The 24,399-nt window shown below is 64.2% G+C and carries 21 protein-coding genes; 2 read left to right on the forward strand and 19 right to left on the reverse strand.

Translation table 11 applies throughout. The features are described from left to right. Window positions 1-142: 142 nt before the first annotated feature. Window positions 143-1,303 (forward strand): hypothetical protein, encoded by a 1,161-nt coding sequence (locus V5F23_RS17595; protein WP_042728933.1) that lies wholly within the window; start codon window positions 143-145, stop codon window positions 1,301-1,303. 289 nt (window positions 1,304-1,592) lie between these two features. Here V5F23_RS17595 and V5F23_RS17600 read toward each other — a convergent pair whose 3' ends face one another. The 15 genes from V5F23_RS17600 to V5F23_RS17670 form a co-directional block, all read right to left on the reverse strand. Beyond that, on the reverse strand, window positions 1,593-1,859 hold the full coding sequence (locus V5F23_RS17600) for a hypothetical protein (RefSeq protein WP_123579842.1): 267 nt from the start codon (window positions 1,857-1,859) through the stop codon (window positions 1,593-1,595). 93 nt (window positions 1,860-1,952) lie between these two features. Further along, window positions 1,953-4,064 (reverse strand): ATP-binding protein, encoded by a 2,112-nt coding sequence (locus V5F23_RS17605; protein ID WP_047739121.1) that lies wholly within the window; start codon window positions 4,062-4,064, stop codon window positions 1,953-1,955. 276 nt (window positions 4,065-4,340) lie between these two features. Next, window positions 4,341-7,439: an error-prone DNA polymerase gene (locus V5F23_RS17610; protein ID WP_338495874.1), complete on the reverse strand. Its 3,099-nt coding sequence runs from the start codon at window positions 7,437-7,439 to the stop codon at window positions 4,341-4,343. Continuing rightward, window positions 7,415-8,833 (reverse strand): DNA polymerase Y family protein, encoded by a 1,419-nt coding sequence (locus tag V5F23_RS17615; protein ID WP_123579840.1) that lies wholly within the window; start codon window positions 8,831-8,833, stop codon window positions 7,415-7,417. The genes V5F23_RS17610 and V5F23_RS17615 overlap by 25 nt, the downstream gene beginning before the upstream one ends. A 7-nt stretch (window positions 8,834-8,840) precedes the next feature. Then, window positions 8,841-9,464 (reverse strand): translesion DNA synthesis-associated protein ImuA, encoded by a 624-nt coding sequence (imuA, locus tag V5F23_RS17620; protein WP_042731415.1) that lies wholly within the window; start codon window positions 9,462-9,464, stop codon window positions 8,841-8,843. Continuing rightward, window positions 9,464-10,081: a transcriptional repressor LexA gene (gene lexA, locus V5F23_RS17625; protein ID WP_338495876.1), complete on the reverse strand. Its 618-nt coding sequence runs from the start codon at window positions 10,079-10,081 to the stop codon at window positions 9,464-9,466. The genes imuA and lexA overlap by 1 nt, the downstream gene beginning before the upstream one ends. Window positions 10,082-10,234: 153 nt before the next feature. Further along, on the reverse strand, window positions 10,235-10,513 hold the full coding sequence (locus V5F23_RS17630) for a DUF971 domain-containing protein (RefSeq protein ID WP_042731413.1): 279 nt from the start codon (window positions 10,511-10,513) through the stop codon (window positions 10,235-10,237). Continuing rightward, the gene (locus tag V5F23_RS17635) at window positions 10,510-11,472 is read right to left on the reverse strand and encodes a HEAT repeat domain-containing protein (protein WP_338495879.1); all 963 of its coding nucleotides are present in this window, start codon (window positions 11,470-11,472) and stop codon (window positions 10,510-10,512) included. The genes V5F23_RS17630 and V5F23_RS17635 overlap by 4 nt, the downstream gene beginning before the upstream one ends. Further along, entirely contained in the window at window positions 11,469-12,317 is an 849-nt protein-coding gene (locus V5F23_RS17640) for an ABC transporter ATP-binding protein (protein WP_042731411.1), read from the reverse strand. The genes V5F23_RS17635 and V5F23_RS17640 overlap by 4 nt, the downstream gene beginning before the upstream one ends. Next, window positions 12,317-13,099: an ABC transporter permease gene (locus tag V5F23_RS17645; protein WP_047739126.1), complete on the reverse strand. Its 783-nt coding sequence runs from the start codon at window positions 13,097-13,099 to the stop codon at window positions 12,317-12,319. The genes V5F23_RS17640 and V5F23_RS17645 overlap by 1 nt, the downstream gene beginning before the upstream one ends. A gap of 136 nt (window positions 13,100-13,235) precedes the next feature. Next, the gene (locus V5F23_RS17650; RefSeq protein ID WP_123579838.1) at window positions 13,236-14,639 is read right to left on the reverse strand and encodes an ABC transporter substrate-binding protein; all 1,404 of its coding nucleotides are present in this window, start codon (window positions 14,637-14,639) and stop codon (window positions 13,236-13,238) included. Between the two features lie 236 nt (window positions 14,640-14,875). Then, complete coding sequence (locus tag V5F23_RS17655) at window positions 14,876-15,121, reverse strand: ferredoxin family protein (RefSeq protein WP_003180418.1); 246 nt, start codon at window positions 15,119-15,121, stop codon at window positions 14,876-14,878. A 24-nt stretch (window positions 15,122-15,145) separates the two neighbouring features. Next, complete coding sequence (locus V5F23_RS17660) at window positions 15,146-16,891, reverse strand: fumarate reductase/succinate dehydrogenase flavoprotein subunit (RefSeq protein WP_162489259.1); 1,746 nt, start codon at window positions 16,889-16,891, stop codon at window positions 15,146-15,148. Continuing rightward, window positions 16,888-17,640, reverse strand: a complete 753-nt coding sequence (locus tag V5F23_RS17665) for a GntR family transcriptional regulator (protein WP_042731407.1) — start codon at window positions 17,638-17,640, stop codon at window positions 16,888-16,890. Before V5F23_RS17665 ends, V5F23_RS17660 begins: the two co-directional genes overlap by 4 nt. Before the next feature lie 84 nt (window positions 17,641-17,724). Continuing rightward, on the reverse strand, window positions 17,725-18,768 hold the full coding sequence (locus V5F23_RS17670) for an AraC family transcriptional regulator (RefSeq protein ID WP_042731406.1): 1,044 nt from the start codon (window positions 18,766-18,768) through the stop codon (window positions 17,725-17,727). Between the two features lie 204 nt (window positions 18,769-18,972). On the opposite strand from V5F23_RS17670, the gene V5F23_RS17675 reads away from it, so the two are divergent. Beyond that, window positions 18,973-19,911, forward strand: coding sequence for a transporter (locus tag V5F23_RS17675; RefSeq protein ID WP_338495884.1), 939 nt, complete (start codon window positions 18,973-18,975; stop codon window positions 19,909-19,911). Between the two features lie 204 nt (window positions 19,912-20,115). Here V5F23_RS17675 and V5F23_RS17680 read toward each other — a convergent pair whose 3' ends face one another. The 4 genes from V5F23_RS17680 to V5F23_RS17695 form a co-directional block, all read right to left on the reverse strand. Continuing rightward, window positions 20,116-21,399: a DSD1 family PLP-dependent enzyme gene (locus V5F23_RS17680; RefSeq protein ID WP_338495885.1), complete on the reverse strand. Its 1,284-nt coding sequence runs from the start codon at window positions 21,397-21,399 to the stop codon at window positions 20,116-20,118. Next, a complete protein-coding gene (locus tag V5F23_RS17685) occupies window positions 21,399-22,697 on the reverse strand; it encodes a D-arabinono-1,4-lactone oxidase (RefSeq protein WP_338474788.1) in 1,299 nt (432 codons plus the stop codon). Before V5F23_RS17685 ends, V5F23_RS17680 begins: the two co-directional genes overlap by 1 nt. A gap of 115 nt (window positions 22,698-22,812) precedes the next feature. Then, window positions 22,813-23,184, reverse strand: coding sequence for a c-type cytochrome (locus V5F23_RS17690; RefSeq protein WP_047739131.1), 372 nt, complete (start codon window positions 23,182-23,184; stop codon window positions 22,813-22,815). Window positions 23,185-23,503: 319 nt separating this feature from the next. Next, the gene (locus V5F23_RS17695; RefSeq protein WP_042732153.1) at window positions 23,504-24,388 is read right to left on the reverse strand and encodes a LysR family transcriptional regulator; all 885 of its coding nucleotides are present in this window, start codon (window positions 24,386-24,388) and stop codon (window positions 23,504-23,506) included. Between the last annotated feature and the right edge of the window lie 11 nt (window positions 24,389-24,399).

Consider the following 24,399-nt stretch of genomic DNA (forward strand, 5'->3'; position numbering starts at 1 on the left):
ATATTTATGTAGGAACCATCTGTAATCATCTTCTGAAAATTCAAAAAATTACCTTCTTTTATTGTTTGACTGAGCTAAGGTTGATAGTTTTTTTACTGGCTACCCAAGCTTAATCAAACAATTCGAAAGGAGGACATTACTAATGAGCGATAGTAAAAAATACCTGACTGATGCCGCACTTCAGCAGGCCTTGTCCATTGCAGATCTGACCGAAACCCACTCCACCGCCCATGCGGTCCGGTTGATCATGAACGAGGTACTCGAAGGGTTGGCCCGCGCCGGTTGGCCACAAGCCCAGATACAGAGTGGTCCAAGGGTCGTATCTGCCGAAGAAAACTATGGCTTGCTCGGATATGACCCGTCGGAAGTAACTTTAGGCAGCGCGCACACGCGTTGGGTGGATGAGCATTCGCTGTTGCGTACGCAAACCACCAGTCAGATTCCGATTGCGCTGAAGCATGCCGCTCAGAGCCGCAAGCCTGGAGCATTGATATTGCTGGCGGCTCCGGGGATCACTTTCCGTCGCGACAGTCGTGATCGTTGGCACTGCGCCGAGCCGCACCAGATGGATATATGGGTGCTGGGAGAGCCGGAACTCTCATCCCGTGAACATCTTCTGCGCCTGGTCGGCGATGTTCTCAATGCGGCGACTCCGGACAAGCCCTGGATCTATAGCGACAGCCCGCATCACTATACCGAAGGAGGTATCGAGGTGAATGTGATGAACGATGGCTCTGCTGTCGAAGTGCTGGAGTGTGGGCTTATCGCTACTTCATTGCTGCAACGACTGGGGATCGATCCTCAGCGCCACGGAGGTCTGGCGCTGGGAATGGGGTTGGACCGATTGGCCATGTTGCGCAAGGGAATCCCGGATATTCGCCTGCTGCGCGACCCTAATGAACGGGTCCAGGCCCAGATGCATGATTTACGACCATGGAATGCAGTGTCACGTCTACCTTCGATCAGCCGAGATATATCTGTGGCAGTGACGCCAGGGTTAAGTGAGGAGGTATTGACTGAAAAGATGCTACAGGCAGCCGGCGACTGCTCGGGATGGATCGAAGAGATGCAGGTCAAGGGCCGATGGATTTCGTCCGAGTTGCCGTCACAAGCCATTGAAAGACTCGGGCTGTTACCCGACCAGGAGAATATTCTACTGAGGGTTGTGTTACGTGACTGCTCGCGATCGATCACGACCGCCGAGGCCAATGCGTTGTATGAAAAAATCCAAGCAGCGTTACATGAAGGTGCACCGGGCGCGGGCTATAGAATGGAATTGTCGACACCGTCATCCATTCCATAAAACTCCACTCCACTGGAGGGCGACTTACGGGGTTCAAAAGTGCCGTTTAAGAAACGGGACTTTTTGTTGGCTAGCCACCATCCGTATCAATACAGGCATCCGTGCTTCACCGAGTTCGGGCCGGTTAGGGCTTGGCCTGAAACCGAGGCTGAAGGTGTTGTCGTTGTCTGGTGTTGGTTCTTCTGGTCGACGTCACTCGTCGCGCCCTGGACCTGGTCCGTGACGGCGCGGCGGGCCTTGTTCGAAGGCATTCCCACGCAAAGCGTGAGAACGCTCTTGTGCGAAAAAACTAACCACCATCCGTATCAATATCGGCATCCGTGCTTTCGCCGGGTTCAGGCCGGTCCGGGTCTGGCTTGAAACCGGGGCTGAAGGTGTTGTCGTTGTCCTGGTGATGGTTCTTCTGGTCGACTTCAGTCGCCGCGCTTTGGGCCTGGTCCGTGCCGGCAGGGCTGGCAGGCTGGGTGCCCGGGGGTGTCGGCTGGACCTGGGGGTCGATGGCCGGGTCGTTGCGCGGTTGGCCTTGTTGCTGGTTGTTTGCAGGATCTTCGTTCATAGCCACCTCATTCATGACAGGGCCGGTTGGTGACCGACCTTGATTATTCGAAGGTGTGGCGAAGGCTTCGGTTCCATTTGTTTGCCGGGACGTTCATTGGCCCAGCACCGACCTGACCATGGCGGTCAGCGCTTCGGGACCATAGGGTTTGCTCAACAAATGAGTGTCGGGACTCAATTGGTGGTTCTGGGAAATGATGTCGCGGGTGTGGCCCGAGGTGAACAACACCGGCACCGGCGGCACCTGCATTTTCGCCCAGGCCGCCAGGTCTGAACTCTTGATCAGGCCGGGCATGACCACGTCGCTGAAGATCAGGTCCACCGAGGCGCCATCCAGCAGCAGCTTCATGGCCACGTCGGCGTTGGCGGCGGTCAGCGTGCGGTAGCCGGACTGTTCCAGCAGTTCCACCGAGGCGCTGCGCACCTCGTCGTTGTCCTCCACCACCAGGATCGTCTCCTGCTCGCCGGCCTGAAGCGGTTCGCGTGGGCGTTGCTCGTCGGTTTCCGGTTGGCAACTGCGGGGGAAGTACATGTGCGCTCGCGTACCTTTGCCCAGGTCGCTGGCAATCTCGATATGGCCGCCACTCTGTTTGACGAAACCGAACACCATGCTCAGCCCCAACCCCGTTCCCTGGCCTTCGGTCTTGGTGGTGAAGAACGGCTCGAACACCTGGTTCAGGATGTCGGGCGGCATGCCCGCGCCACGGTCGATCACCGACAGCCGCACATACTCGCCTGGCGCAATGCCCTTGCCGGCGCAGGAGGCTTCGTCGAGCACGATGTTCTCGCCGACCATGCGGATGGTCCCCTCCCCGCCCATGGCATCGCGCGCGTTGATCGCCAGGTTCAACAGGGCATTTTCCAGCTGGTTGCGGTCGACGTGGATGCACCATGGGGTCTCGGGCAAGGTCACTTCGATCAGGATGGTTTCGCCCAGGGCCCGTTGCAAGAGTTCGACCAGGCCGTCGTAGATGCGCCGTGGGTTGTAGACCGCCGGTGACAACGGCTGGCGCCGGGCGAAGGCCAGCAATTGCGTGGACAGCTTGGCGCCGCGCTCCACGGCTTCGATGCAGGCGCCGACCCGTCGTTGCACGTTGACGTTGTCCGCTTCATGGCGAGCCAGCAGGTGCAGGTTGCCGGCGATCACTTGCAGCAAGTTGTTGAAGTCATGGGCCACGCCGCCGGTGAGGCCACCAATGGATTCGAGCTTCTGCGACTGGCGCAACTGCTCTTCGGCGTTCAATCGCGCCTGCACTTCGTCAGCGACGCGCCGCTCCAGGTCGCGGGTGAACTTGAGCAGCGACGCTTCGGCGGTCTTGCGCTCGTTGATGTCGATCAGCACGCCGGGAAAACGCAGGGGCGTGCCCAGCTCGTCGAACTCGCACCGACCGCTGGCGAGCACCCAGAGGTAGTCACCGCTCAGGCGGCGGATTCGATATTCGGCGCTATACGGGATGCCAGTGCGCACGGTCAGTTCGACCCGCTGGTTCACTTCCTCGAGGTCGTCGGGGTGGATGCTCTGGCGGGCGATCTCGATGGGCAACGCGTCCAGTGGACAATCCGGCGGATAGTTGAAGCTACGGGCGAAGCGCTCGTCACCGGAGAGCCTGTCGGCCTGGATGTCCCAGACGAACGACCCCAGCAGCGGGCCGGCCGACAACGCCAACTGGATCCGCTCGTTGACGGCGCGGTAACTGCGCTCGGCTTCTTGCCGGGCCCGCTCGGTCAACACATGCTCGGTGGTTTCCACCACGACCGCCAAGACCCCTGCCGGCGCCTGGTCCTCACCGGGCACGGGGCTGTAATAGAGGTCCATCCAGACGTCTTCGGGCTTGCCATCGCGCAGCAGCACCAGTTCTTTGCTGCGATAGGACAAGGTGCCGCCGGCCAGGCAAACGTCCAGCACATGGCGGTTGAAATCGGCCACTTCCGGCCAGCCCAGCTCCACCGGGCAACCCAGCAGGTACGGGTGGCGGCCGCCGGCAAACTCGGCATAGGCATCGTTGTAGATCATGAAACCCTGGCGCCCCCACAACATCACCATCGGCAGGGGCGACGCGAGCAGCATCTGGACCGCGTTGCGCAGGCTCGCGGACCAGTGCTCGATAACGCCCAACTCGGTCTGGCGCCAATCGAACGCCCGGATGCGCCCGGCCATTTCACCGCCCCAACCGAGGCATCCGTGATTGTGGGATAAAAACTCCATGAGAAGACTGTGAACCTCAACAGGCTTGCTGGGAATCGGCATACCACGAGTCCCTTGTGCTCAGTGCTTCGAGCGCGGCGGCTGCGTTTGGTTTCATACTCGCCGATTCAGACGCTCACCGTGGCGAGGGAGCTCGCTCCCGCTGGGCTGCGTAGCAGCCCCAAAATCGGCGATCCTTCAGGCAGACCGCGCCAGGCTGTTGACGACGGCTGCACCGCCGAGCGGGTGCAAACTCCCTCGCCACAGCAGCGGCAACGGTTGGAGATGACAACCGCGTCAGCGAAAATCACGGCTTTGCACCTGGATGCCGGCCAGCAATTCGGTCAGGTCGCTCAGGCGTCCGGCGATCAGGTGGCGGACTTCGCCCACGCTTTCCCAGCGCCCATCGACCCGCAGCAGTTGCGAGCCCACCAGGGTCTTACGTTGACGTTCCGCCAGGTCACGCCAGACCACCACGTTGAGGTTGCCGAACTCATCTTCCAGGGTGACGAAGGTCACGCCGCTGGCCGTGCCCGGGCATTGGCGGCCGGTGACCAGACCGGCAACGCTGACGTTGCGGCCATGTTCGACATCCTGCAATTCCCGTGAGCTGCGGCACCGCCGGGCACGTAGCTCGGTGCGCAACAAAGCCAGCGGATGCGGCCCCAAGGTGGTGCCAAGCGTGGCGTAGTCGGCAAACAGGTTTTCCCCCAGGGTGGGTTTCGGCAAGCTCACGGGGGGTTCTTCCTGGCTGGGCAAACCGGCGAACAGGCCCAATTGTTTCTGCACGCCAGCGACGGCCCAGCGGGCGCGATGCCGGTCGCCCGCCAAGCCGTGCAAGGCGCCGGCATCGGCCAGTTGCGCCTGGGCCCGGGCATCGAGTTGCGCCCGTTCGCCCAAGTCGGCCACGTCACTGAAAGGCCGATGCCGGCGAGCCGTTTCGATGCGCCGGGCGTCCTCCTCGCGAAACCCCTTGACCAGGCGCAACCCCATGCGAATCGCCGGTTGCCGGCCTTCCATGGGTTCGAGGCTGCAATCCCAATCGCTGGCGCGCACATCCACCGGGCGGATCTGCAATTGATGTCGGCGGGCGTCCTGCAGAATCTGGTCCGGGCTGTAGAACCCCATGGGCCAGCTGTTGATCAGGGCGCAGGCGAATGCCGCCGGCTCGTGGCATTTGAGCCAACTGCTGACGTAGGTCAGCAAGGCGAAACTGGCGGCGTGGGATTCGGGAAAGCCGTAGTTGCCGAACCCCTTGATCTGCTCGAAGATCTGCGCGGCGAACTCAGGGGAATAGCCATTTTTTTCCATCCCCCGGGCCAGGCGAACCCGATGCGGCTCAAGCCCGCCGTGGCGCTTCCAGGCGGCCATGGAACGACGCAACTGGTCGGCCTCGCCGGGGGTGTAGTCGGCCGCGACCACGGCAATCTGCATGACCTGCTCCTGGAACAACGGAATGCCCAGGGTCCGCCCCAGCACCGTCTCCAGCTCGGGCGAGGGGTACGTGACGGCTTCCTCGCCATTTCGCCGCTTCAGGTACGGGTGCACCATGCCGCCCTGGATCGGCCCCGGTCGCACAATCGCCACTTCGATCACCAGGTCGTAATATTTCCGTGGCTTGAGCCGGGGCAGCATCGCCATCTGCGCCCGTGATTCGATCTGGAACACACCGATGGTGTCCGCGCGGCTGATCATCGCGTAGGTCGCCGGATCGTCCTTGGGCAGCGATGACAACGTATGGTGCTGACCCCGGTAGTGTTCGATCAGGTCGAAGCATCGCCGGATCGCACTGAGCATGCCCAAGGCCAGGACATCCACCTTGAGCAGCCCGACCGCGTCCAGGTCGTCCTTGTCCCACTGGATGATGGTGCGCTCGGCCATGGCGGCGTTTTCCACCGGCACCAGGGTGTCCAGGGGCTGCTCGGAAATCACGAAGCCGCCGGGGTGCTGGGACAGGTGACGGGGGAAGCCGATCAGTTGCCGGGTCAGGCCGAGCACCCGGCGCAAGATCGGGCTGTCCGGGTCGAAGCCGCCCTCACGCAGGCGATCCACGGGCGGCGCCTCATCGCTCCAACGACCGCAGCAGTCGGCCAGCGCGTTGACCTGGTCCGGCGGCAGGCCCAGGGCCTTGGCGACGTCCCGCACCGCCCCGGCGCCGTGGTAGCTGCTGACCACCGCCGTCAACGCCGCGCGATGGCGACCGTAGCGCCGGAAGACGTATTGCAGGACTTCTTCACGCCGCTCGTGTTCGAAATCCACGTCGATGTCCGGCGGTTCGTTGCGCTCGCGAGACAGGAACCGCTCGAACAACAGGTTGCTCTGGCTCGGGTCGATCTCGGTGATGCCCAAGGCGTAACACACCGCCGAGTTGGCCGCCGAGCCACGTCCCTGGCAGAGGATGCGCTGCTGCCGGGCGAAGCTGACGATGTCCTGCACGGTGAGGAAATAGCTGTCGTAGCCCAGCTCGGCAATCAATGCCAGCTCCCAGTCGATCTGTCGTCGAACCTTGTCACTGACCCCGTCAGGCCAACGCGTGCACATGCCGCGCTCGGTCAATTCCCGCAACCACGACGCCGGATCATGGCCCTCGGGCACCAACTCACGCGGGTATTGATAGCGCAACTGACCCAGGTCGAAGGTGCAACGCCGGGCGATCACCAGGGTTTCATCGAGCAACGCACGGGGGTAGAGATCGGCCAGGGCCTGGAGGCTGCGCAAGTGCCGCTCGCCGTTGGGGTGCAGGCGCTGGCCGGCCTCGGCGACCGTCACGTGGTGGCGGATGGCGGTCATGGTGTCCTGCAAGGCCCGACGGCCACGCACGTGCATGTGCACATCGCCCGTGGCGACGGCGCGAAGACACATGCGATCGGCCAGCGCCAGCCAATCCGCCAGTCGACGCCGGTCGTCCTGCCCGCAATGCAACTGGACCGCCAGCCACAACCGCTCGGCGAAGATCGACTGAAGCCAGCGACCCTGTGCTTCGTCGTCTTTGCCGTCTGGCACCCATAGCGCCAATAGGCCCGGCCAGGGCTCGTCGAAATCTTCGCGAACGACGCGATAGTGGCCCTTCTCGCTGCGCCGGCGAGCGCGGGTGATCAACCGACACAAGGCCTGATAGCCCTCGAGGTTTTCCACCAGCAGCACCAGTTTCGGACCGTTTTCGACCTGGATCTCGCTGCCGACGATCAGCGGTAATTGCAGTTCCCTGGCCGCTTGCCAGGCCCGGACGATCCCGGCCAATGTGCATTCGTCGGTGATCGCCAGGGCCTGGTAGCCTTGCTCGCTGGCGCGCCTGCACAACTCCAGGGCACTGGAGGCACCCCGCTGGAAGCTGAAGTTCGACAGACAATGCAGCTCGGCATACCCAATGCTCATGCGAACCACCCCTGCAACCACAGCGGCCCACCCTCGCCCACCGGCCGATAGGCCCAGCCCCGTTGCCCGCTGCGGGTCTCGACCAGGTAGTAATCGCGACGCACATCGGCGCCGTCCCACCAGCCCGTCTCGATGCGTTCCGGGCCCATGAGGATCTGCGCCTGGCTGGGCGACAAGGCCTGGGGTTCACTGAGCAACCAGCCGGGGCGTTGCACGTCTTGCACCCGGCAAGCCTGTGGCCGAGGCTGGGCGCTCATCTGCCAGGCACATTCGGGGCGGTGATCATCGCGAAACCCCAGGCCCTGCACCGCTTCGTCCCCCAGCCGGGCCCGCAGGCGCTCGCGCAATTGCTCCCAGGGCAAGGACTGTTGCGGGCGCTCATCGAACAGCTCCAGGCGTTGGGGCACGAAGCTCGGCAGGTCTTCGGCGCACAAGCGAAAGCCGCGCACCGGGGCTTCGACCTGAACCTGTTCCAGGCGACCACGGGCCAGTTCGAACAGCATCGAAGGCTCCCGCTCGGCGCTGAGCAGGCCGACCTTGATCACCGTGTCCGGCAGCCCGGCGTGTTCCAGGTGCAGGTCAAAGCGCTGTACGCCACTGTCACGCCCGCACAGGAACGCCGACAGGTCACCGGTCAAGCGGCGCAACGGGAACAACAGCGCCTGGTGGGACTGGACGTCGTAGTTGAGCTCGATGCGCACATCGAAACGGTCCGGTGGCAGGTAGAACGACAGCGCCAGGGTGCGGCTGCCGGTGAGCGCATCGAGGTGCTTGAGCACCTGGGCTTCAAAGCGCCGCGCCAGGGTATGTCGGGGCAAGGCCTGAACCTGGCTCAAACGACGCAAGCCCATGCGTGACAACGCCGTGGCGACTTCGGCTTGCAGGCCGATCCGTTCCACCGGCATCTGCCCCAGGCACGCTTGCAGGGCCTCGTCATCGGGCACCACCAGGGCGTCGTAGGCATTGGCCAACACCCGCGCCGCCACCGGGTTCGGCGCGGCGACGATGCGATGGCGGAACCCCAGCGCCGTCAACTCAGCCCGCAACCGCGCCTCGAACACCGGCCAGGGACCGAACAGGCCGAGGCTCGACTCGATCTCGAACAGCACCGTGCGCGGGTAATGCACGCTGACCTGGGCGCTGAAACGGTAGGCCCAGGCAGCCAGAAATTGCTGCCAGTGTTCGATCTGCGCGGCGTCGTACTCGGCGGTGGCAAAGCCTTTGCTCAAGGCTTGGGCAGCGGTCATGGTCTGGCCCGGACGCAAGCCCAGAGCTCGCGCCGACGCATTCACCGCTTGCAGCACCCGCCGCTGAGCCGGGCCGGTCAGCAGCGCCAGCGGCTCGTCGGGATCGGGTCGCTGACGCAGCGCGGCATCCAGCGCCAATTGCGGAAAGAGAATACAAACCCAGCGCATCGCAACCTCAGTGCCTTGTGGACGCGGCAAAGGCAATCGGCGCCGAACGGGCCAGCCCGCCTCGACACTTGAGCACGCGCAACTGCGCGGGTCGGGCGTCGATGGCGATGCGCAAGGCCGCCGGCGACGGGTTGATGGCTTCCTGCATCGAGCGCCAGGCGAACGCCAGGGTCTGGCCGGTTTCGGCCGCCACTTGCAGCCGGCGCAGAGCCCGGTCGTCTGCCTGACGAGGCCAGCACAACACCGCGCCGCAACTGCCCGAGCGCAGGCATTGTTCGGCGGCCCACAAGGCATCGCGCTCATCGGCCTGAATCACCGACAACTGGCGCAGGTCCACACCGGCGTTCTGCCAGGCCTGGGGATAAGGCACGAACGGAGGCGCCACCAGCACGATGCGCTCCCCCGCGCTCGACAATCGGGCGAGGGTCGGCCACACCACTTGCAACTCGCCCACGCCTGGGGCGGCGATGAGCAATTCCGTCAACGCCGCTTCCGGCCAGCCGCCACTCGGCAAGGCCGCATCCAGCGCAGCATGCCCGGTAGGTTGCGGGCTGGCGGCTGGAGGCGCGGGCCGGCCCTTCCAGACCTGGCCCGCATTGAACAGCGTGTCCAGCGCGACGACAGCGCCCATCAGCCTTGCCTCAACAGGCCGCAGAACACGCCTTCGATGGCCAGGTCCTGATCGGCTTCGACAATGATCGGTTGATAAGCCGGGTTGCGCGGCAGCAGGCGCACGCGTTCGCCGATCCGCTCGAAACGCTTGATGGTGACCTCACCGTCGAGCCGCGCCACGACAATCTGGCCATTGGCGGCCTGGGGGGTGCGTTGTACACCCACCAGGTCACCGTCGAGGATGCCGTCCCCGATCATCGAGTCGCCCTGCACCCGCAGCAGGTAGTCCGGCGCCTTGGTGAACATCGCCGGGTCCAGCATCAGGCGGCTGTGGACGTCGGCGTCGGCGCCAATCGGCAAGCCGGCCGCCACCCGCCCCAGCACCGGCACGTCCAGCAGTTCGGGCCGCGGTGGCTGGTTCAACAACCGGATGCCTCGGGCCTGGTGTGGATTGACCTCGATGAAACCGGCTTCGGTCAGCGCCAGCACATGCTTGCGGGCGACACTGCGCGAGGCAAAGCCGAACGCCTCGCTGATCTCGGCGAGGCTGGGAGACTGGCCCTGATCGGCGATGCGTTCGCGGATGAAGGTCAGGATGGCGGTGCGGCGGGGAGCGAGAGTCGTCATGGAGTACATTTGTACTCCTGTCGGTTTTTTCTGACAAGCGCCGTCAGTCAGCTCACAGCCATGCACATCCCTGTGGGAGCGGGCTTGCTCGCGAAAGCGGTGTGCCAGTCAAAGAAAGTGTTGAATGCGCCGGCGTCTTCGCGAGCAAGCCCGCTCCCACAGTCAATGTCCAAGCCCTGCCAGGTAAGCCCATGGATAAATCCCGCGCCCATGGCCATCGCTGAAGACCAACTGGACCCCATACCCCTGGGCATTGACCTCCACCACCCGAACCCGTGGATCGACCTGCACCGCCAGCCCTTGCAAGCGAAACGCCCGGCACTGGGAACAAGGACACTGGCGGCGCAGTTCAGTGTGGTCCAGGCGTTGTTCGCGGCCATCGGGCCAGTTCAACCTCAACTGGCCTTTGTCAGGGCTGTTGCCCATCGCCAGCGGGCTCATTGCACTTGCGCCAGGGCGATGCGCACGGCCTTGCGGACTTCAGGGTCGCCATCGTCCTGGGCAGCCTGCAATGCCGGGATCGCAGCGGGGTCGTTCAACTCGCCCAAGGCCAGGGCGGCTTCCTTGCGCAGGTTGCTGATGCGATGGCCCAGGGTCTCGATCAATCCCGGCAACGCCGGGGCGTAGCGCAAGCGGCCGAGGCTACGGGTGGCGCGCAGGCGCACTTGCCAATAATCATCCCCCAGGGCCTCGACCAGCGCCGGGCCGGCATCGGCGTGGCCGACCTTGCCCAGGGTGGTGGCGGCTTCTTCGCGCACCGCCCAGGCAGGGTCCCGCAGTGCCTGGCGCAAGGCCGGCAAGACGTGTGCATCAGAGCCCAGGCCGAGGGCACCGGTGGCCGCCCGGCGCACCTCGGTGTCCGGGTCGGCGCTGGCCAACCGCGCCAGCGCCGGCAACGCGTCGAGGTGCTTGAGCCAGCCGAGCACGCCAACCGCCTCACGGCGGACGCTGGCATCGGTGTCGGCCAGGGCAATGAGCGCGACCGGTGCCGCGTCGGCCAGGCGCAATTCGCGCAAGGCCCTGAACGCGGCGACGCGCACGCTGACGGTCTCATGGGCGGCCCAGGGCAGGATCACCCTCCCCGCCGCCTCGCTCTTGAGCAGGCTCAGACTCTGGGCGGCGGCGCCCTGCACCGTCGGGGACGGATCGGTGAGGGCCTGGCACAACGCGGCGACCACCGGCGCGTCTTCCCAGGCTTCGAGCAGTCGCGCGGCCTCGGCGCGGACCTCAGCACTGGCATCGTGGGCCAGGCGATCCACCAGCCACAGCAGGCCTTCGGGTTCCTCGAGGTCGGCCAGTTCAATCAGGGCGATGCGGCGCACACCAGGGTCCTCGTCCACCAGGCGCGGTTGCAGGGCGAGGATGTCATCGTTGTCGGTGTCTTCAAATAAAGAGGTCATAAGGCAAATCGCGGCAAGGAGGTTTCAAGGGGAAGCCCGAGGGGATTGAGGCGTGGCAACGGCTGGCCGTCCTCATGGCGCAACAACTCGAGGCAGTGGCGCTTCAACAGGGAAAACTCGGGACGGGTGACCAGTTCAGTGGTGCGTGGCCGGGGAAAATCCAGGCGCAAGTCCTCGATGATCCGACCCGGGCGCGGGCTCATCACCAGCAGTCGATCGGCCAGGAACAGTGCCTCGTCGATGTCGTGGGTGACGAACACCACGGTGGTGCGGATGCGGGTCCAGATCTCCAGCAGCAACTGCTGCATGTTCAACCGGGTCAAGGCGTCCAGGGCACCGAAGGGTTCGTCCATCAACAGCAGCCGTGGCCGATTGACTAGCACCCGGGCGATCTCCACCCGCTGCTGCATGCCCCCGGACAGTTGGTCCGGCCAGTGCCCGGCGAATCCGTCCAGGCCCACCAGGGCGAGGATTTCATCCGCCGCCCGCTGCCGTTCGGCTTTGCCCAGGCCCCGCATCTTCAGGCCGAAGGCCACGTTGTCGCGCACGCTGCGCCACGGGAACAGCGTGTGCTGCTGGAACACCATCCCGCGCTGGGGCGATGGCCCGGCCACCGGCAAGCCGTCGACATGCAAGGTACCGGCGCGCGGTTGCAGGTGCCCGGCCAAGGCACCGAGCAAGGTGGATTTACCGCAACCGGACGGCCCCAGGACGCACACGAACTGGCCCGCCTCGATCTGGCAATCAAGGCCCTGGACGGCCTCGAACGCCTGGGCTCCCTGGCCCAGGACAATGGACAACTGACGGATATCGATCCGTCCCTCAGGCGTTTGCATCACACTCATCAGGCTTTACCTCGCGGTCGGTGCCAAGGCGTCAACAGCCCGCCCAGGCGCTTGATCAACACACTGCTGCCCATGCCCAGCACACCGATCAACAGCATGCCGACGACAATGTCGGCGTAGTTCTGCACGGTGTAGGAGGACCAGGTGTAGTAACCGATGCCGTACTGGCCGGCGATCATCTCCGCCGTCACCAGGCAGAACCAGGACGTGCCCATGCCGATGGCCAGCCCCGTGATGATGCTCGGCGCGGCGCCCGGCAGAATCACTTCCAACAGGATCGCGCAGCGACCGGCCCCCAGGCTTTTCGCCGAGGCGATCAGCCGCCGGTCCACCGCCTCGACGCCGTGCACGGTGTTGAGCAGGATCGGGAACAGCGCCCCGGTGAAGGTGATGAACACCATCGACAACTCCGAGGAGGGAAACATCAGGATCGCCAGGGGAATCCAGGCCACCGCCGGGATCGGCCGCAGGACTTCCAGCGGCGGCAACAGCAGGTCTTCGGCCCATTTCGAGCGACCGATGGCCAGGCCCAGGGCCACGCCGGTTAACACCGCCGCGCCATACCCGGCAAACACCCGGCCCAGGCTGGCGCCCAGGTGTCGGCCAAGGCTGCCCGACTCCCCCAGGCCGAGCGCAGCCTGGATCACCGCCAGCGGCGTCGGAACGTTGGCAAACGTCACCAGGCCCAGGTCCCAGTGATGAGTGGCGGCGAGTTGCCAGAACAGCAGGCAGAGCACCAGGGAAGCGGCTCGCAGGAGCCAGCGAAAATAAGATCGGGACACAACTCTTCCTCTCAACCGAGATCCCTGTGGGAGCGGGCTTGCTCGCGAAAGCGGTGGTTCAGTCGACATCAATGTTGAATGTCAGACCGCATTCGCGAGCAAGCCCGCTCCCACAGTTCACTGAGTATTCTGACGATCAGCGCGCAGCAACCGACTGTGCCGTAGCTTCGGTAAAGTCCAGGACCTTGCCGCCCTGCTGCGCGGCAAACTGCTCGGCCTGGCCCTTGAGCAGGAACGCACTGAGTTGCCCCTGGGCATCGCGGGCGAACCACGCCTGCTCGGCCAGCAGCTTGATCCCGCTGTCGCTGGCCTGGGCATACACGGCACGGATGCCCTTGCCTTGCTGCTTGAGGCTCGCCAGCGCGGCGAAGGCCGACTGCGCCGAGGCGTAGTGGCGCACTTTCGGTTCGCCCCGCACCCAGATCTCGGCGACGCGGCTGAAGTCGCTGATCGCCTGGCCCGTCGCGGCGTCGGGCGTGGTCAGTGGCGTCTGGGCGTAGTTGGCCAGTTGCGCGGCGTAATCCAGGTTTGAGGCCTTGAAGGCGGCACGGATGTACTGGTCATCGATGAAGGTATTGAGGTCCAGGCCACGATCGGCCTTCTTCAGCAGCTTGAGGGTATCGATGGCGGTGCCGACGGCTTGCCGGTATTCCGGCTTCCAGCTCAGGTCGCGGGTCTGTACGCCCAGCGGCCCATGGAACAGGTAATTGACCTCGGCATCCACGCCGGTGACCTGGGCGATCAATTCGCTGTACTTCTCAGGTTCCGCGGCCAGCAGTTGATTGGCCTCCAGGGACGCACGCAGGTAAGCGACCACGATTTCCGGGTAGCGCCGGGCATAGGCCTGGTCCACCAGCGCGCCATGGAACGTCGGCGCACCGGCCTGGGCGCCGTCGTAGATCTTGCGGGCGAACCCGCGGCTGGGGAACAGCTCGGCGAATGGCACGAAGTCGGCGTGGGCGTCGATCTTGCCCGCCTGCAACGCCGAGCCGGCCACTTCCGGCGGCTGGGCGATGATGTTCACGTCCTTGAGCGGGTCCCAGCCCTGGGCCGCCACGGCGCGCAGCAACATGCCGTGGGCGGTGGACGCGAACGGCACGGAAATCGTCTTGCCTTTGAGCTCGGCCAAAGCCTGCACGCCCGAGGCACTCGGCACGACGATGCCGTTGCCGCTGCCCCGGGTACTGCCCGACAGCACGCTGATGAACAGGCTGTGCTTGCCGGCGGTCTCGAACGCCACGCCGTTGAACGCCCCCGGGAAATCAGCCATGGCGCCGAAGTCGAGTTTGCCGGCGACCATCTCGTTGGTCAGCGGCGCGCCACTGGTGAAGTTCTTCCACTGGATGTCGTACTTGGCGTCTTTGTAGGCGCCGTCATGGGGCAGGTACTTGTCCAGCAGGCCCAGTTCACGGATCAGCAACCCGCCGGCGGCGCAGTTGATGGTGGTGTCCTGGGTGCCGATGGCGATTCGGATGGTTTCTGCCTGGGCAGACAGGGTCAATGAAGCCAGTACCAGACCGGCGAGTGCTGCACGCAACATGGGGGTTCCCCTCGAATCATTTATAGGAGGTTCGTCTCCGCCACGATCAGGGCGCGGTGGGAAACGAGGGGTGTTTTTGAATCAGGCGTCCGGGGGTGGCCGGATGGCTTCTTGGGTGTCAGGGCTGGCCTCATCGCGGGCAAGCCCGCTCCCACAGGTTTATGGGTGCACACAACAACCGCGACTAGACTTGATCCACTGTGGGAGCGAGCTTGCTCGCGATGGCATCCTCCCAGTCAACGCAGTAGGTACGGGATCTCGACTTTCACCGCGCCGGTCGGGCAGTCCTTTTCACACGGCATGCAGTACCAGCATTCATCGAACGCCATGTAGGCCTTCTGGGTGGCCGGGTTGATCGCCAGCAGGTCCATGGGGCAGACATCGACGCACACGGTGCAGCCTTTGTGGGCGATGCATTTGTCCTCGTCCACGGTGACGGGGGCATTGGAGCGGAAGAAGATTTCCTGGGGTTGATAGGCCATGGGCGTTCTCTCTGGGTGGAAGGTTCACGCCGCGCTGGCGTCGACCCGCAGCCGGTCGTAGGCCTGCAGCTCTTGGGCATCGAGGGCGATGATGTAAGGCTCGACCGCTTTCTTGAAGGAGGTCATCGCGCCGTCGTCGCCTTTCTTCAGGTGGCAATGGCAGAACCAGTCGCTGTCGTTGCGCTGCGGGTGATCGACCCGATAGTGGTACAGGCCCCAGCGGCTTTCGGCGCGAAACAGCGAGGCGCGAGCGGCCATCTCGGCGCAGTCGCGGATCACGCTGACCTCCATGGCGCGCATCAATTCATGGGCGTCGTGGGCCTTGATCTGGTCCAGGTCGCGCTGGATATCGCTGAAGCGTTGCAGGCCGATCTCCATCTTGCGGGTGACCTTGGGCGGTTGCAGGTAATCGTTGACGAAGCGCCGCAGCTTGTATTCCACCTGGGCCGGCGGCAAACCGTGAGCGCGCGTCAGGGGTGCGTAGACGCGGGCCTTTTCCCGTTCGACCTGGCCGGCATCCGGCGTCGAGAAATCCTTCCCGGCCACGAAGTCCGCGGCGTTATGGCCGGCAAACCAGCCGTAGGTGAACGCCCCGAGCATGTAATTGTGCGGCACCGCCGCCATGTCGCCCGCTGCGTACAGGCCCTTGACCGAGGTTTCGGCCCGCTCGTTGACCCACACGCCCGAGGCCGAATGGCCGCTGCAAAAGCCGATTTCGGAGATGTGCATTTCCACCATCTGCGTACGGTAGTCGGTGCCGCGATTGGCATGGAACTGCCCGCGACTGGGCCGCTCGTTGCTGTGCAGGATTTCCTCGATGTTCTGGATGGTTTCCTCGGCCAGGTGATCGAGCTTGAGGAAAACCGGGCCATTGCCGCCCTCGAGTTCCTGGTGGAACTCCCACATCATCTGCCCGCTCCAGTAGTCGCACTCGATGAAGCGCTCGCCCTTGTTGTTGGCGGTGTAGCCACCCAGTGGCCCGGTGACATAGGCACAGGCCGGGCCGTTGTAGTCCTTGATCAACGGGTTGATCTGGAAGCACTCCAGGTTCGCCAGCTCGGCCCCGGCGTGGTACGCCATGGCATAGCCATCCCCGGCGTTGGTGGGGTTTTCATAGGTGCCCATCAGGTAACCGGAGGACGGCAACCCCAGGCGCCCCGCCGCGCCGCAGCAGAGGATGACCGCCTTGGCCTTGATCACATGGAAGTCGGCGGTGCGGCAATCGAACCCCATGACGCCGTTCACCGCGCCCTCTTCATCCGTCAGCAAGCGAGTGCAGACCAGCCGATTGGTGATGCTCACCCGCGCCCGTTTCAACTGGCGGTAGAGCACTTTCTTGATGTCGTGCCCTTCGGGCATCGGCAACACATAAGCGCCCATGTGGTGGACCTTCTTTACCGCGTAGTCGCCGGTTTCGTCCTTCTCGAACTTCACGCCCCAACGGTCCAGTTGCTCGATGGTTTCGAAGCTGTGCGTCGCATAGGCGTACACCGCCGCCTGGTTGACGATGCCGTCGTTGGCGATGGTGATTTCCTTGGTGTACTGCTCGGGTGTCGAGTGCCCGGGGATGATCGCGTTGTTCAACCCGTCCATGCCCATGCTGATGGCGCCGCTGCGCTTGACGTTGGCCTTGTCCACCAACAACACGCGCAAGTCACGGTTGCGCTCCTTGGCCTTGATCGCCGCCATGGGCCCGGCCGTGCCGCCGCCGATCACGACGATGTCGTATTCCTGTTCCAGGGTGCTTCCAGTCACAGCGCTGTGGGTCATGCTTGCGTCCCTTTTTGCCGGTCGATCCGCAGGCGGTACTGGAAAGCATCGCCGCGGTAATAGAGGTATTCGAAGTCCAGCGGCTGGCCGCTGGCGTCATGGGTCAGGCGTTCGATGCGCATGATCGGCGAGCCCGGCTCGACCTCCAGTGCCTGGGTCAACTCGGTGTCGGCCAGCACCGCGTCGATGGCCAGGTCGGCATGGCCGAGGGTCAGGCCGCAGTCGTTTTCCAGGATCAGGAAGATGTCGCGGGTGACCAGGTCGGCCTTTTCCAGACGTTCGCCGAGGGCCTTGGGCAGGTAGGTGATCTCCAGGGAAACGGGCTCGCGGTTGATCAACCGCACCCGCTTGACCTGCGCCACCGTGTCGCCTTCGGCAAGGCCCAGGCGCTCGGCCACGCGTTTGTCCGCGGCAACGAAGCGTAAGCTGTGCAGCCGGTTGATCACCTCGAAGCCGCGCCCGGTCATGGACTCGGCCAGGCCCTGGAGGGTGCTGACGTTCTGGAAGGTCTTGGGCTTGGCGACGAAGGTGCCTTTGCCATGGATCTTGAAAATCAGCCCTTCCTTTTGCAGATCACCCAAGGCCTGGCGCACGGTGATGCGACTGACGCGAAACAGCGCGCCGAGTTCGCTTTCCGAGGGCATCTGGCTGCCCTGGGGGTATTCGCCGTCGAGAATCCGCGCGCGCAGCACGTCCCGCAGTTGGGTATGCAGCGGCACGCTGTCGAGGGAAAGAACGTTGTTGGACATGGACCCCATCACTTGTCATAACGAGTTATGACGTGATCTTAGGGAAACCGCCCGTGGCTTGAGAAATACCGTTTGGACATAACCTTAGAGCCGCGCCTCGGCGCCCTCGCTACGAAACGCGCTGGGACTCATGCCGGTCCAGCGCCGAAACGCCCGACGAAAACTGCGCACATCGCTGTAGCCCACCTCTTCGGTAATACGCTCGATGGACAGGTCGGGGTTCGCCAGCAGGTTCAGGGTCCGACCGCGCCGGACCTGTTCGAGCAAGGCCTCGAAGGTCAGGCTGTGCTCCGTCAGGCGCCGGCGCAGGGTCCGGCTGCTCATGTTGAGGTCGCTGGCGATTTTCTCGATGTGGCTGCCCCGGGTCAGGTCCCGGGCAATCGCCCGTTCCACGGCCTGGATCAAGTCGATCTTCTGGTGAACCTGGGCGGCCTCCTGCTCCAGCAGGGCCAAGGCCTGGCGCAAGGCCAGCGGATGATGATTGGGCAGGCGCATGTCCAGCCAGCGAACGTTGATCAACATGCGATTGTGCCGGCAACCGAAGCGCACCTCCGGCCCCAATATGCGCTGGTATTCCCGGGCATAGGACGGCGCCGCGTGCATGAACTCCACGGCCTCTGGCTTGAAATCCGGGCCGGCCAGCGCTCGGCCGTAGACCATCAGGCTGGCAAAGAACTCCTCGACCGCAAACACCTGGATCTCGGCGAACGGCAGGCGGCAGGTCGCCTCGACCCTGATCTGCTCGGCGGCTTCCTCGACACTGGTCACCGCGATGCCACCCGTGGTGTGTTGGTAACGCACGCCCAGGGCGAAGGCATCGCGCAGGGTTTCGCACAGCGACAGGACATGACCCAGCAGGCCCAGGGTGCCCAGCACGTTCCGGTCGCCGACCCACAGGCCCAGGCCTTGGTCGGGCAGCAGCTTGAGCGCACGCTGGATCATGATCACGGCCTGGCGATAGGAAATCCGCTGGGCGGGGTCCTGCAAATCGTCGAGGCCAAAGCCCAGGCCGCGACACAGGCTGGCCGCATCGAAGCCTTTGTCCGCCACCACCTCGGCCAAGGTTTGCAACAGGAAGGGCGAGACCAGCGCCAGTTCATAGGTGGGGTCGATGACTTTCATCTGCATGGCGGGTTCCGGAGCACGTTAGGTGGCGTTTTTGTAACCGGTTGTTTCATGAACGTTAGCATGCGCCGGCGCAATGGGGGACACAAAATCTGGCCGCCCAAGTCCCCTGCGTGGCCGCCAATACCCTGCCCTGGCCGCCACTAACGGCTTATTTCTATGGCTCGGACTTTCGGTGCATCACCAACAATAATAATGAGCCCCCCTATGAACCCGATCCGCACGCGCTTTGCCTTGCCCCTGGCCTTCGGCCTGACCGTTACGCTGCCCGCCCTGGCGACGGAATCCGGCGTCGACAACATCGGCCCCGGCACCGACGGTTTCTTCGTGTTGCCGCTGGAGGTCGACAGCCTTCCCGACAACATGGTCGCGTTCAACCTCTACTACAACCATTACAAGGCACGAAAATTCAACATCAGCTCATTGGGCGGCGACGTGCCGAAGGTTGAAATCGAATCCACGGCGGTGGTCCCGCGGATCGACTACCTGAGCCCATTGCGGGTGGCCGGCGGACGGCTGGGCATCTACGTCGCCCAGCCGTGGCTCAAGCAGGAAGTGTCGGTGTTCGGGTTGCACGACACCCGCGAGGGCATGGGCGACACGACCATTTCACCGATCGTGCTCTGGGACATGGGCAAGAACCTGACCTTGGCCGCGGCGGTGGAAATCACCGTGCCGACCGGCGAATACAGCACCGATCGACTGGCCAACACCAGCAACAATTTCTACACCTACAAACCGCTGTTCTCCTTCACCTGGTTGCCCACCGAGGCCACCGAGGTGTCGATGAAGACCACCTACAGCTTCAACCGCGAGAACAAGGACACCGACTACCGCTCGGGGCAGATCTTCCACTTCGATTATTCGGCCAGCTACCGGGTCACCGACAACCTGCGGCTCGGGCTCAACGGCTATTACCTCAAGCAGACCACCGACGACAAACAGTACGGCCGCACGGTGCAATTCGCCGGGCAGGACGTCGACGACGGCGTGCGCGGCCAGGTCTTCGCCATCGGCCCGGCGGTGCACCTGACCTTCCTCAAGTACGCCAGCGCGGAAATTCGCTGGGCCAAGGAGTTCGACGTGGCGAACCGCCCGGAAGGGGAAATGCTGTGGGCGAAGGTGAGTATTCCGTTTGCGTTCTAGGGCTCATCGCACGTCTGGAGATGATTGAATTGTGGCGAGGGGATTTATCCCCGCTGGGCTGCGCAGCAGCCCCATTGCTGTGGTCTCAATCTACCTGACACACCGGGCTGGATGGTTTTAGGGCTGCTGCGCAGCCCAACGGGGATAAATCCCCTCGCCACAGGTAGTGTTTTTCCCAATAGCGTTGTGTTTGGCAACCCCTGCTCAGCTATAGACCGGCCACCGCTCGACAATCCGTCCACCGCGCACCGCCAGCAAGTCACCGAACTGCAGCAACACCGACTCTGTCTGGGTGGGCCGCAGGAACACCTGGTCTTCCAGCTCCAGCCCCACCGCTTCGGAACCGTTGACCATTTCCTGGTTGGAGCTGCGGCCATAGAGGCTGTTGCTCTTCAGGCCGGGGGGCGATTCGAAGTCGGCCATCCAGTTGCCGCCGTAGATGAAAAACGTCGCCCGCTGGTTCACATCCCACCAGGAAAAGACCCGTGACTTATCGTCCAGCGCCGGGATGTTCACCGCGCCGGTGCGCTTCAACACCGGCGTGGCGATGTAGGCCGCCGGCACGTGCTCGCTCAGGGATGGCAGGTCGTAATGGCTGGGCTTGAGCATGGCCGTGCCCACCGACACTTCAGTGCTGAGGTTTTCCTGCTCGTGCAGCCGATAACTGGGGCTGCCGGCGGTGTTGAAGGTCAGGCTCGGGTGCCACAGGTCCGGGTAGCGCAAGCGAACGAAATCCACCCGCGCGGTGTAGATCGCCATGACCCGGGCCAACAGCGTCTGCGGGCTCGCCAACACCTCGGGCACACCCATGCCCACGAACGGGTCATAACCCATGAACCCGGCGAACTCCAGTTGCGCCGGATGGGCCCGGATCAGCTTGAGCATGGCGTCCAGGCTTGCTTCGTCGGTCACGCCCCCCCGGTGCAGACCAACGTCCAGTTCGATATTGACCCGCAACCGCGTGCCCAGGCCTTGGGCCAGGGCGCGGTACTGTTCGAGCCGTTGCGGGGTGTCCAGCAACCACTGCAACTGCCGCGCGGGGTCGAACGGCCCCTTGTGCAACTGGTAGAACAGCTCGGCGGAGCGCACCGGCAGCGGCTTGCCCAGCAGGATATCGGCGTCGGGAAACTGCATCGCGTCGTGGTTGAGAAACGGCTGGTGGAACGACATCAACCGCCGCGTCTCGGCCCGCTGGCCGATGTAGGCCAGCAACCCGGGCGACGGCAATGATTTTTCCACCAACCGCAGTTGCTTGCCGGTGCGCCGGACCGACGCCTTGACCACATCGACGTTGTGGTCCAGCCGATCGAGGTCCACCAGCAGCACCGGGCGCATCGGGCCGTTGGCCTTGAGCTCGCGGTTCAACTGGCGGAAGTAATCACTGTACGGCCCGCCCTTGTCCTGCGGGCGTAACAGCACGGCGGCCCCGGCGAGCAGCACCCCCGCACCCAACGTTCCCTTGAGAAACCCTCGACGATTGAAGCCCATCAGCTCACCCCCAGGATCGTGGACAGATGCCCGTTGAGAAACTTGCCGGCGGGGTCCAGGGCCTGGCGCACCTCGGAGAATTCCTGCCAACGCGGGTACAGCGCCTGGAGCGCCCTGGCGTTGAGCGAGTGCAACTTGCCCCAATGCGGACGGCCCTGGTACTTCCAGAAGATCGGCTCGATGGCGGCAAAGAAATTGTGGTGGTCCATCTGGTAATGCTGGTGCACGGAGATCGAGCAGCTGTCGCGCCCCTCGAACATGCTCAAGGCGATGTCGTCGGCCTTGACGTAGCGGTACTCGATGGGAAACCAGGTGCGCAGGTCCTTGTCGCGGATCAGCGCAAGAATCTCCCGCAGGCACGCCGGGCCGTGTTCGGCCGGCACCGAGTATTCCATCTCGTTGAAGCGCACGGTGCGGGCGTTGGCGTAGATGTCATGGGAGTCGCCGACGCGATCGTCGAAACTGGCCAGCAGGCGCAGGTTGTTCAGCAGCATTCGTCGGGCCGCGGGAAAATCGCTGCCGTACTTGTCGAGTTTTTCGATCAGGGTGACGAACTCGTTGCCGCCCTCTTCTTCCGGGCTGATGGGCGGCGTGGCCGGGTCGCTGGTTTCGTTCAGCGCGATGGCCAACGCATAGTCGGAATGGGTGACGACCTGCATTTCCCAGTGCTGGTTGTCGCGGGTGTGGGCGTCGATGTCTTCGAGCAACTCTTCGGTTTTTGCCACCCACTGACGCTCGCGCAGCCGATAGGCCGGGCGATTCTGCAAGCGCACCCGGGTCACCAACCCCAGCGCCCCCAGGGAAACCCGCCCGGCCTTGAACACCTCGGGGTGGCGATGGGCGTCGCAATCGAGAACCTCGCCACTGGCGGTCACCAGTTGCAGGCCAACGACCTGGGACGCGTAGGAGCCGAACGCCTTGCCGGTGCCATGGGTCGAGGTGGCGATGGCGCCGGCCAGCGTCTGGTAATCCACGTCGGCCATGTTCGGCAATGCCTGGCCGACGGCCTTGAGTGCCAGGCCCATGCGCGACATGGGTGTACCGCCTCCGAACTCCGCTTGCAAGCTGGCGGCGTCGTGATCGAGCAATCCGCTGAAAAAGCTCAGCGACAGCAAGGTCCCGTCCGTGGGCACCAGCGCGCTGAAGGAATGCCCCGAGCCCACCGGCCGAATGCGACCTTCGGCGCGGGTCACCACCTGCACCAGTTCATCCAGGTCCTTGGGTGCCAGGCGCGCCAGCGGCAGGCAACTTTGCCCTCCCGACCAATTGCGCCAGGGAATCAGGCGCGGCGCGCGCATCAGCTCGGCCAGGGCGCCCTGGCTGCCGAGCGCAGTGAACGCCGCGACAACGCCGGCCCCTTGCAGCAACCGGCGCCGTGAAAAATCCATCGTCATGCCGTCGTACCCTTGTCTGTTATTGGAGAGATTGGCCGGACATGAAGGCGATCAGGGCCAGGAACTGTTCTTCGGAACAGTGCATGCACAAACCCATCGGCGGCATGCCGTTGTAGCCATTGATCGCGTGGTCCAGCAGGGTGTCGGCGCCCTGGGCCACGCGCGGCGCCCAGGCATGGGTATCGCCGGTCAGCGGCGCCCCGGCACCGGGGTTGGCGTGGCAGAGCTTGCAACTGCTGTCGTAGACCTGGGCCAGCGCCGCATCGGCGGGCATGGCCGTGAACACCGTGGGTGCGGGTGGCTTGGGTTCCTCGCCGCAGCCGGCGAGCAGCGCGCCGAGCAGCATGACGGCGGCGGTATGAAGCAATATCGGTGGTGTGGTTGCCGGCATAGGGCCCCTCTTCGCGGCGCATGGCTGCGCCTTTCTTGTTGTGGGTCAGGCAGTTCCCACGTTAAGGCACGCCGGCGTGCCGGCTGAGGTCATTGGGGGCCATAAAAGGGGACTTGGGCGGCCAGTGCTTGTCGCACCGCCGATTGGACTGGCCACTGCCCCTGTGGCGAGGGAGCTTGCTCCCGCTGGGTTGCGAAGTAGCCCCAGAGATCGACTTAACGGTGGCTCGGATGCAATGAGCTCACTGATTCAGGGGCTGCGTTGCAGCCCAGCGGGAGCAAGCTCCCTCGCCACAAGAAAGGCTGTGCGGCTTGCGCGGCTAAGGAAGTAACAGCCCCTGCTCCCGCTCGCACAACTGCACCACGTAATCCCACAACACCCGCAAGCGCACCGACTTGTGCAGTTCGCGGCGGGTGCTGATCCAGTAGCTGCGGCGCAGGGTTTCATCCGGCAGCAGCGGCACCAGCGTCGGATCGCCGCTGGCCATGTAGCAAGGCAGCACGGCAATGCCCAGGCCGGACCGTGCGGCCTGCTGCTGAGCGATGACACTGGTGCTGTGGAACACCACCCGAGGGTGGCGGCAGAAGCCGTTGAGGAACATCAACTCCTGGCTGAACAGCAGGTCGTCGACGTAGCCGATCCAGGCATGGCGGGCCAGGTCTTCACGGGTGCGCAACGGTGGCGAACGGTCCAGGTAGGCCTGGCTGGCGTACAGCGCCAGGCTGTAGTCGGTGAGTTTGCGCGTCACCAGCAGGTCCGCCGCCGGGCGTTCGAGGTGGATGCTGATTTCCGCCTCGCGGTTGAGGATGCTGACGAACCGCGGCACCGCCACCAGCTCCACTTCCAACCCCGGATAACGCTGGAACAGCCCATCCATGCGACTGGCCAGGAACATGATGCCCAACCCTTCGGTCACCCCGAGGCGAATCTTGCCCAACGGCGCGCTGGACTGGGTGATGTCCTCCTGGGCCAGCAATGCCACGTTTTCCATGGCCTCGGCATGCTTGAGCAGCGTCTCGCCGGCGGGGGTCAATTCATAGCCCTGGGCATGCTGGACGAACAGCGCCGTGCCCAGGCTCTTCTCGATGGCCTCGATGTGCCGGGCGACGGTCGCGTGGGTGGTGTTGAGCCGCCGCGCGGCCGTCAGCAAGCGGCCACTGCGTTGCAGCTCCAGGAAGTACCGCAGGTCATTCCAGTCAAACATGGTCGCTCCTT

Source organism: Pseudomonas sp. WP18 (genome assembly GCF_036689585.1).
GTDB classification, from domain to species: Bacteria; Pseudomonadota; Gammaproteobacteria; order Pseudomonadales; family Pseudomonadaceae; genus Aquipseudomonas; species Aquipseudomonas chlororaphis_E.

Coding starts and splice junctions, on each gene's coding strand:
- V5F23_RS17690 (WP_047739131.1), bottom strand. CDS start 23,184: ATGCCGGCAACCACACCACCGATATTGCTTCATACCGCCGCCGTCATG.
- V5F23_RS17665 (WP_042731407.1), bottom strand. CDS start 17,640: ATGTCCAACAACGTTCTTTCCCTCGACAGCGTGCCGCTGCATACCCAA.
- V5F23_RS17630 (WP_042731413.1), bottom strand. CDS start 10,513: ATGAGCCCGCTGGCGATGGGCAACAGCCCTGACAAAGGCCAGTTGAGG.
- V5F23_RS17675 (WP_338495884.1), top strand. CDS start 18,973: ATGAACCCGATCCGCACGCGCTTTGCCTTGCCCCTGGCCTTCGGCCTG.
- lexA (WP_338495876.1), bottom strand. CDS start 10,081: ATGTACTCCATGACGACTCTCGCTCCCCGCCGCACCGCCATCCTGACC.
- V5F23_RS17605 (WP_047739121.1), bottom strand. CDS start 4,064: ATGGAGTTTTTATCCCACAATCACGGATGCCTCGGTTGGGGCGGTGAA.
- V5F23_RS17615 (WP_123579840.1), bottom strand. CDS start 8,833: ATGCGCTGGGTTTGTATTCTCTTTCCGCAATTGGCGCTGGATGCCGCG.
- V5F23_RS17655 (WP_003180418.1), bottom strand. CDS start 15,121: ATGGCCTATCAACCCCAGGAAATCTTCTTCCGCTCCAATGCCCCCGTC.
- V5F23_RS17660 (WP_162489259.1), bottom strand. CDS start 16,891: ATGACCCACAGCGCTGTGACTGGAAGCACCCTGGAACAGGAATACGAC.
- imuA (WP_042731415.1), bottom strand. CDS start 9,464: ATGGGCGCTGTCGTCGCGCTGGACACGCTGTTCAATGCGGGCCAGGTC.
- V5F23_RS17640 (WP_042731411.1), bottom strand. CDS start 12,317: ATGAGTGTGATGCAAACGCCTGAGGGACGGATCGATATCCGTCAGTTG.
- V5F23_RS17635 (WP_338495879.1), bottom strand. CDS start 11,472: ATGACCTCTTTATTTGAAGACACCGACAACGATGACATCCTCGCCCTG.
- V5F23_RS17685 (WP_338474788.1), bottom strand. CDS start 22,697: ATGCGCGCGCCGCGCCTGATTCCCTGGCGCAATTGGTCGGGAGGGCAA.
- V5F23_RS17600 (WP_123579842.1), bottom strand. CDS start 1,859: ATGAACGAAGATCCTGCAAACAACCAGCAACAAGGCCAACCGCGCAAC.
- V5F23_RS17670 (WP_042731406.1), bottom strand. CDS start 18,768: ATGCAGATGAAAGTCATCGACCCCACCTATGAACTGGCGCTGGTCTCG.
- V5F23_RS17680 (WP_338495885.1), bottom strand. CDS start 21,399: ATGGGCTTCAATCGTCGAGGGTTTCTCAAGGGAACGTTGGGTGCGGGG.
- V5F23_RS17695 (WP_042732153.1), bottom strand. CDS start 24,388: ATGTTTGACTGGAATGACCTGCGGTACTTCCTGGAGCTGCAACGCAGT.
- V5F23_RS17650 (WP_123579838.1), bottom strand. CDS start 14,639: ATGTTGCGTGCAGCACTCGCCGGTCTGGTACTGGCTTCATTGACCCTG.
- V5F23_RS17595 (WP_042728933.1), top strand. CDS start 143: ATGAGCGATAGTAAAAAATACCTGACTGATGCCGCACTTCAGCAGGCC.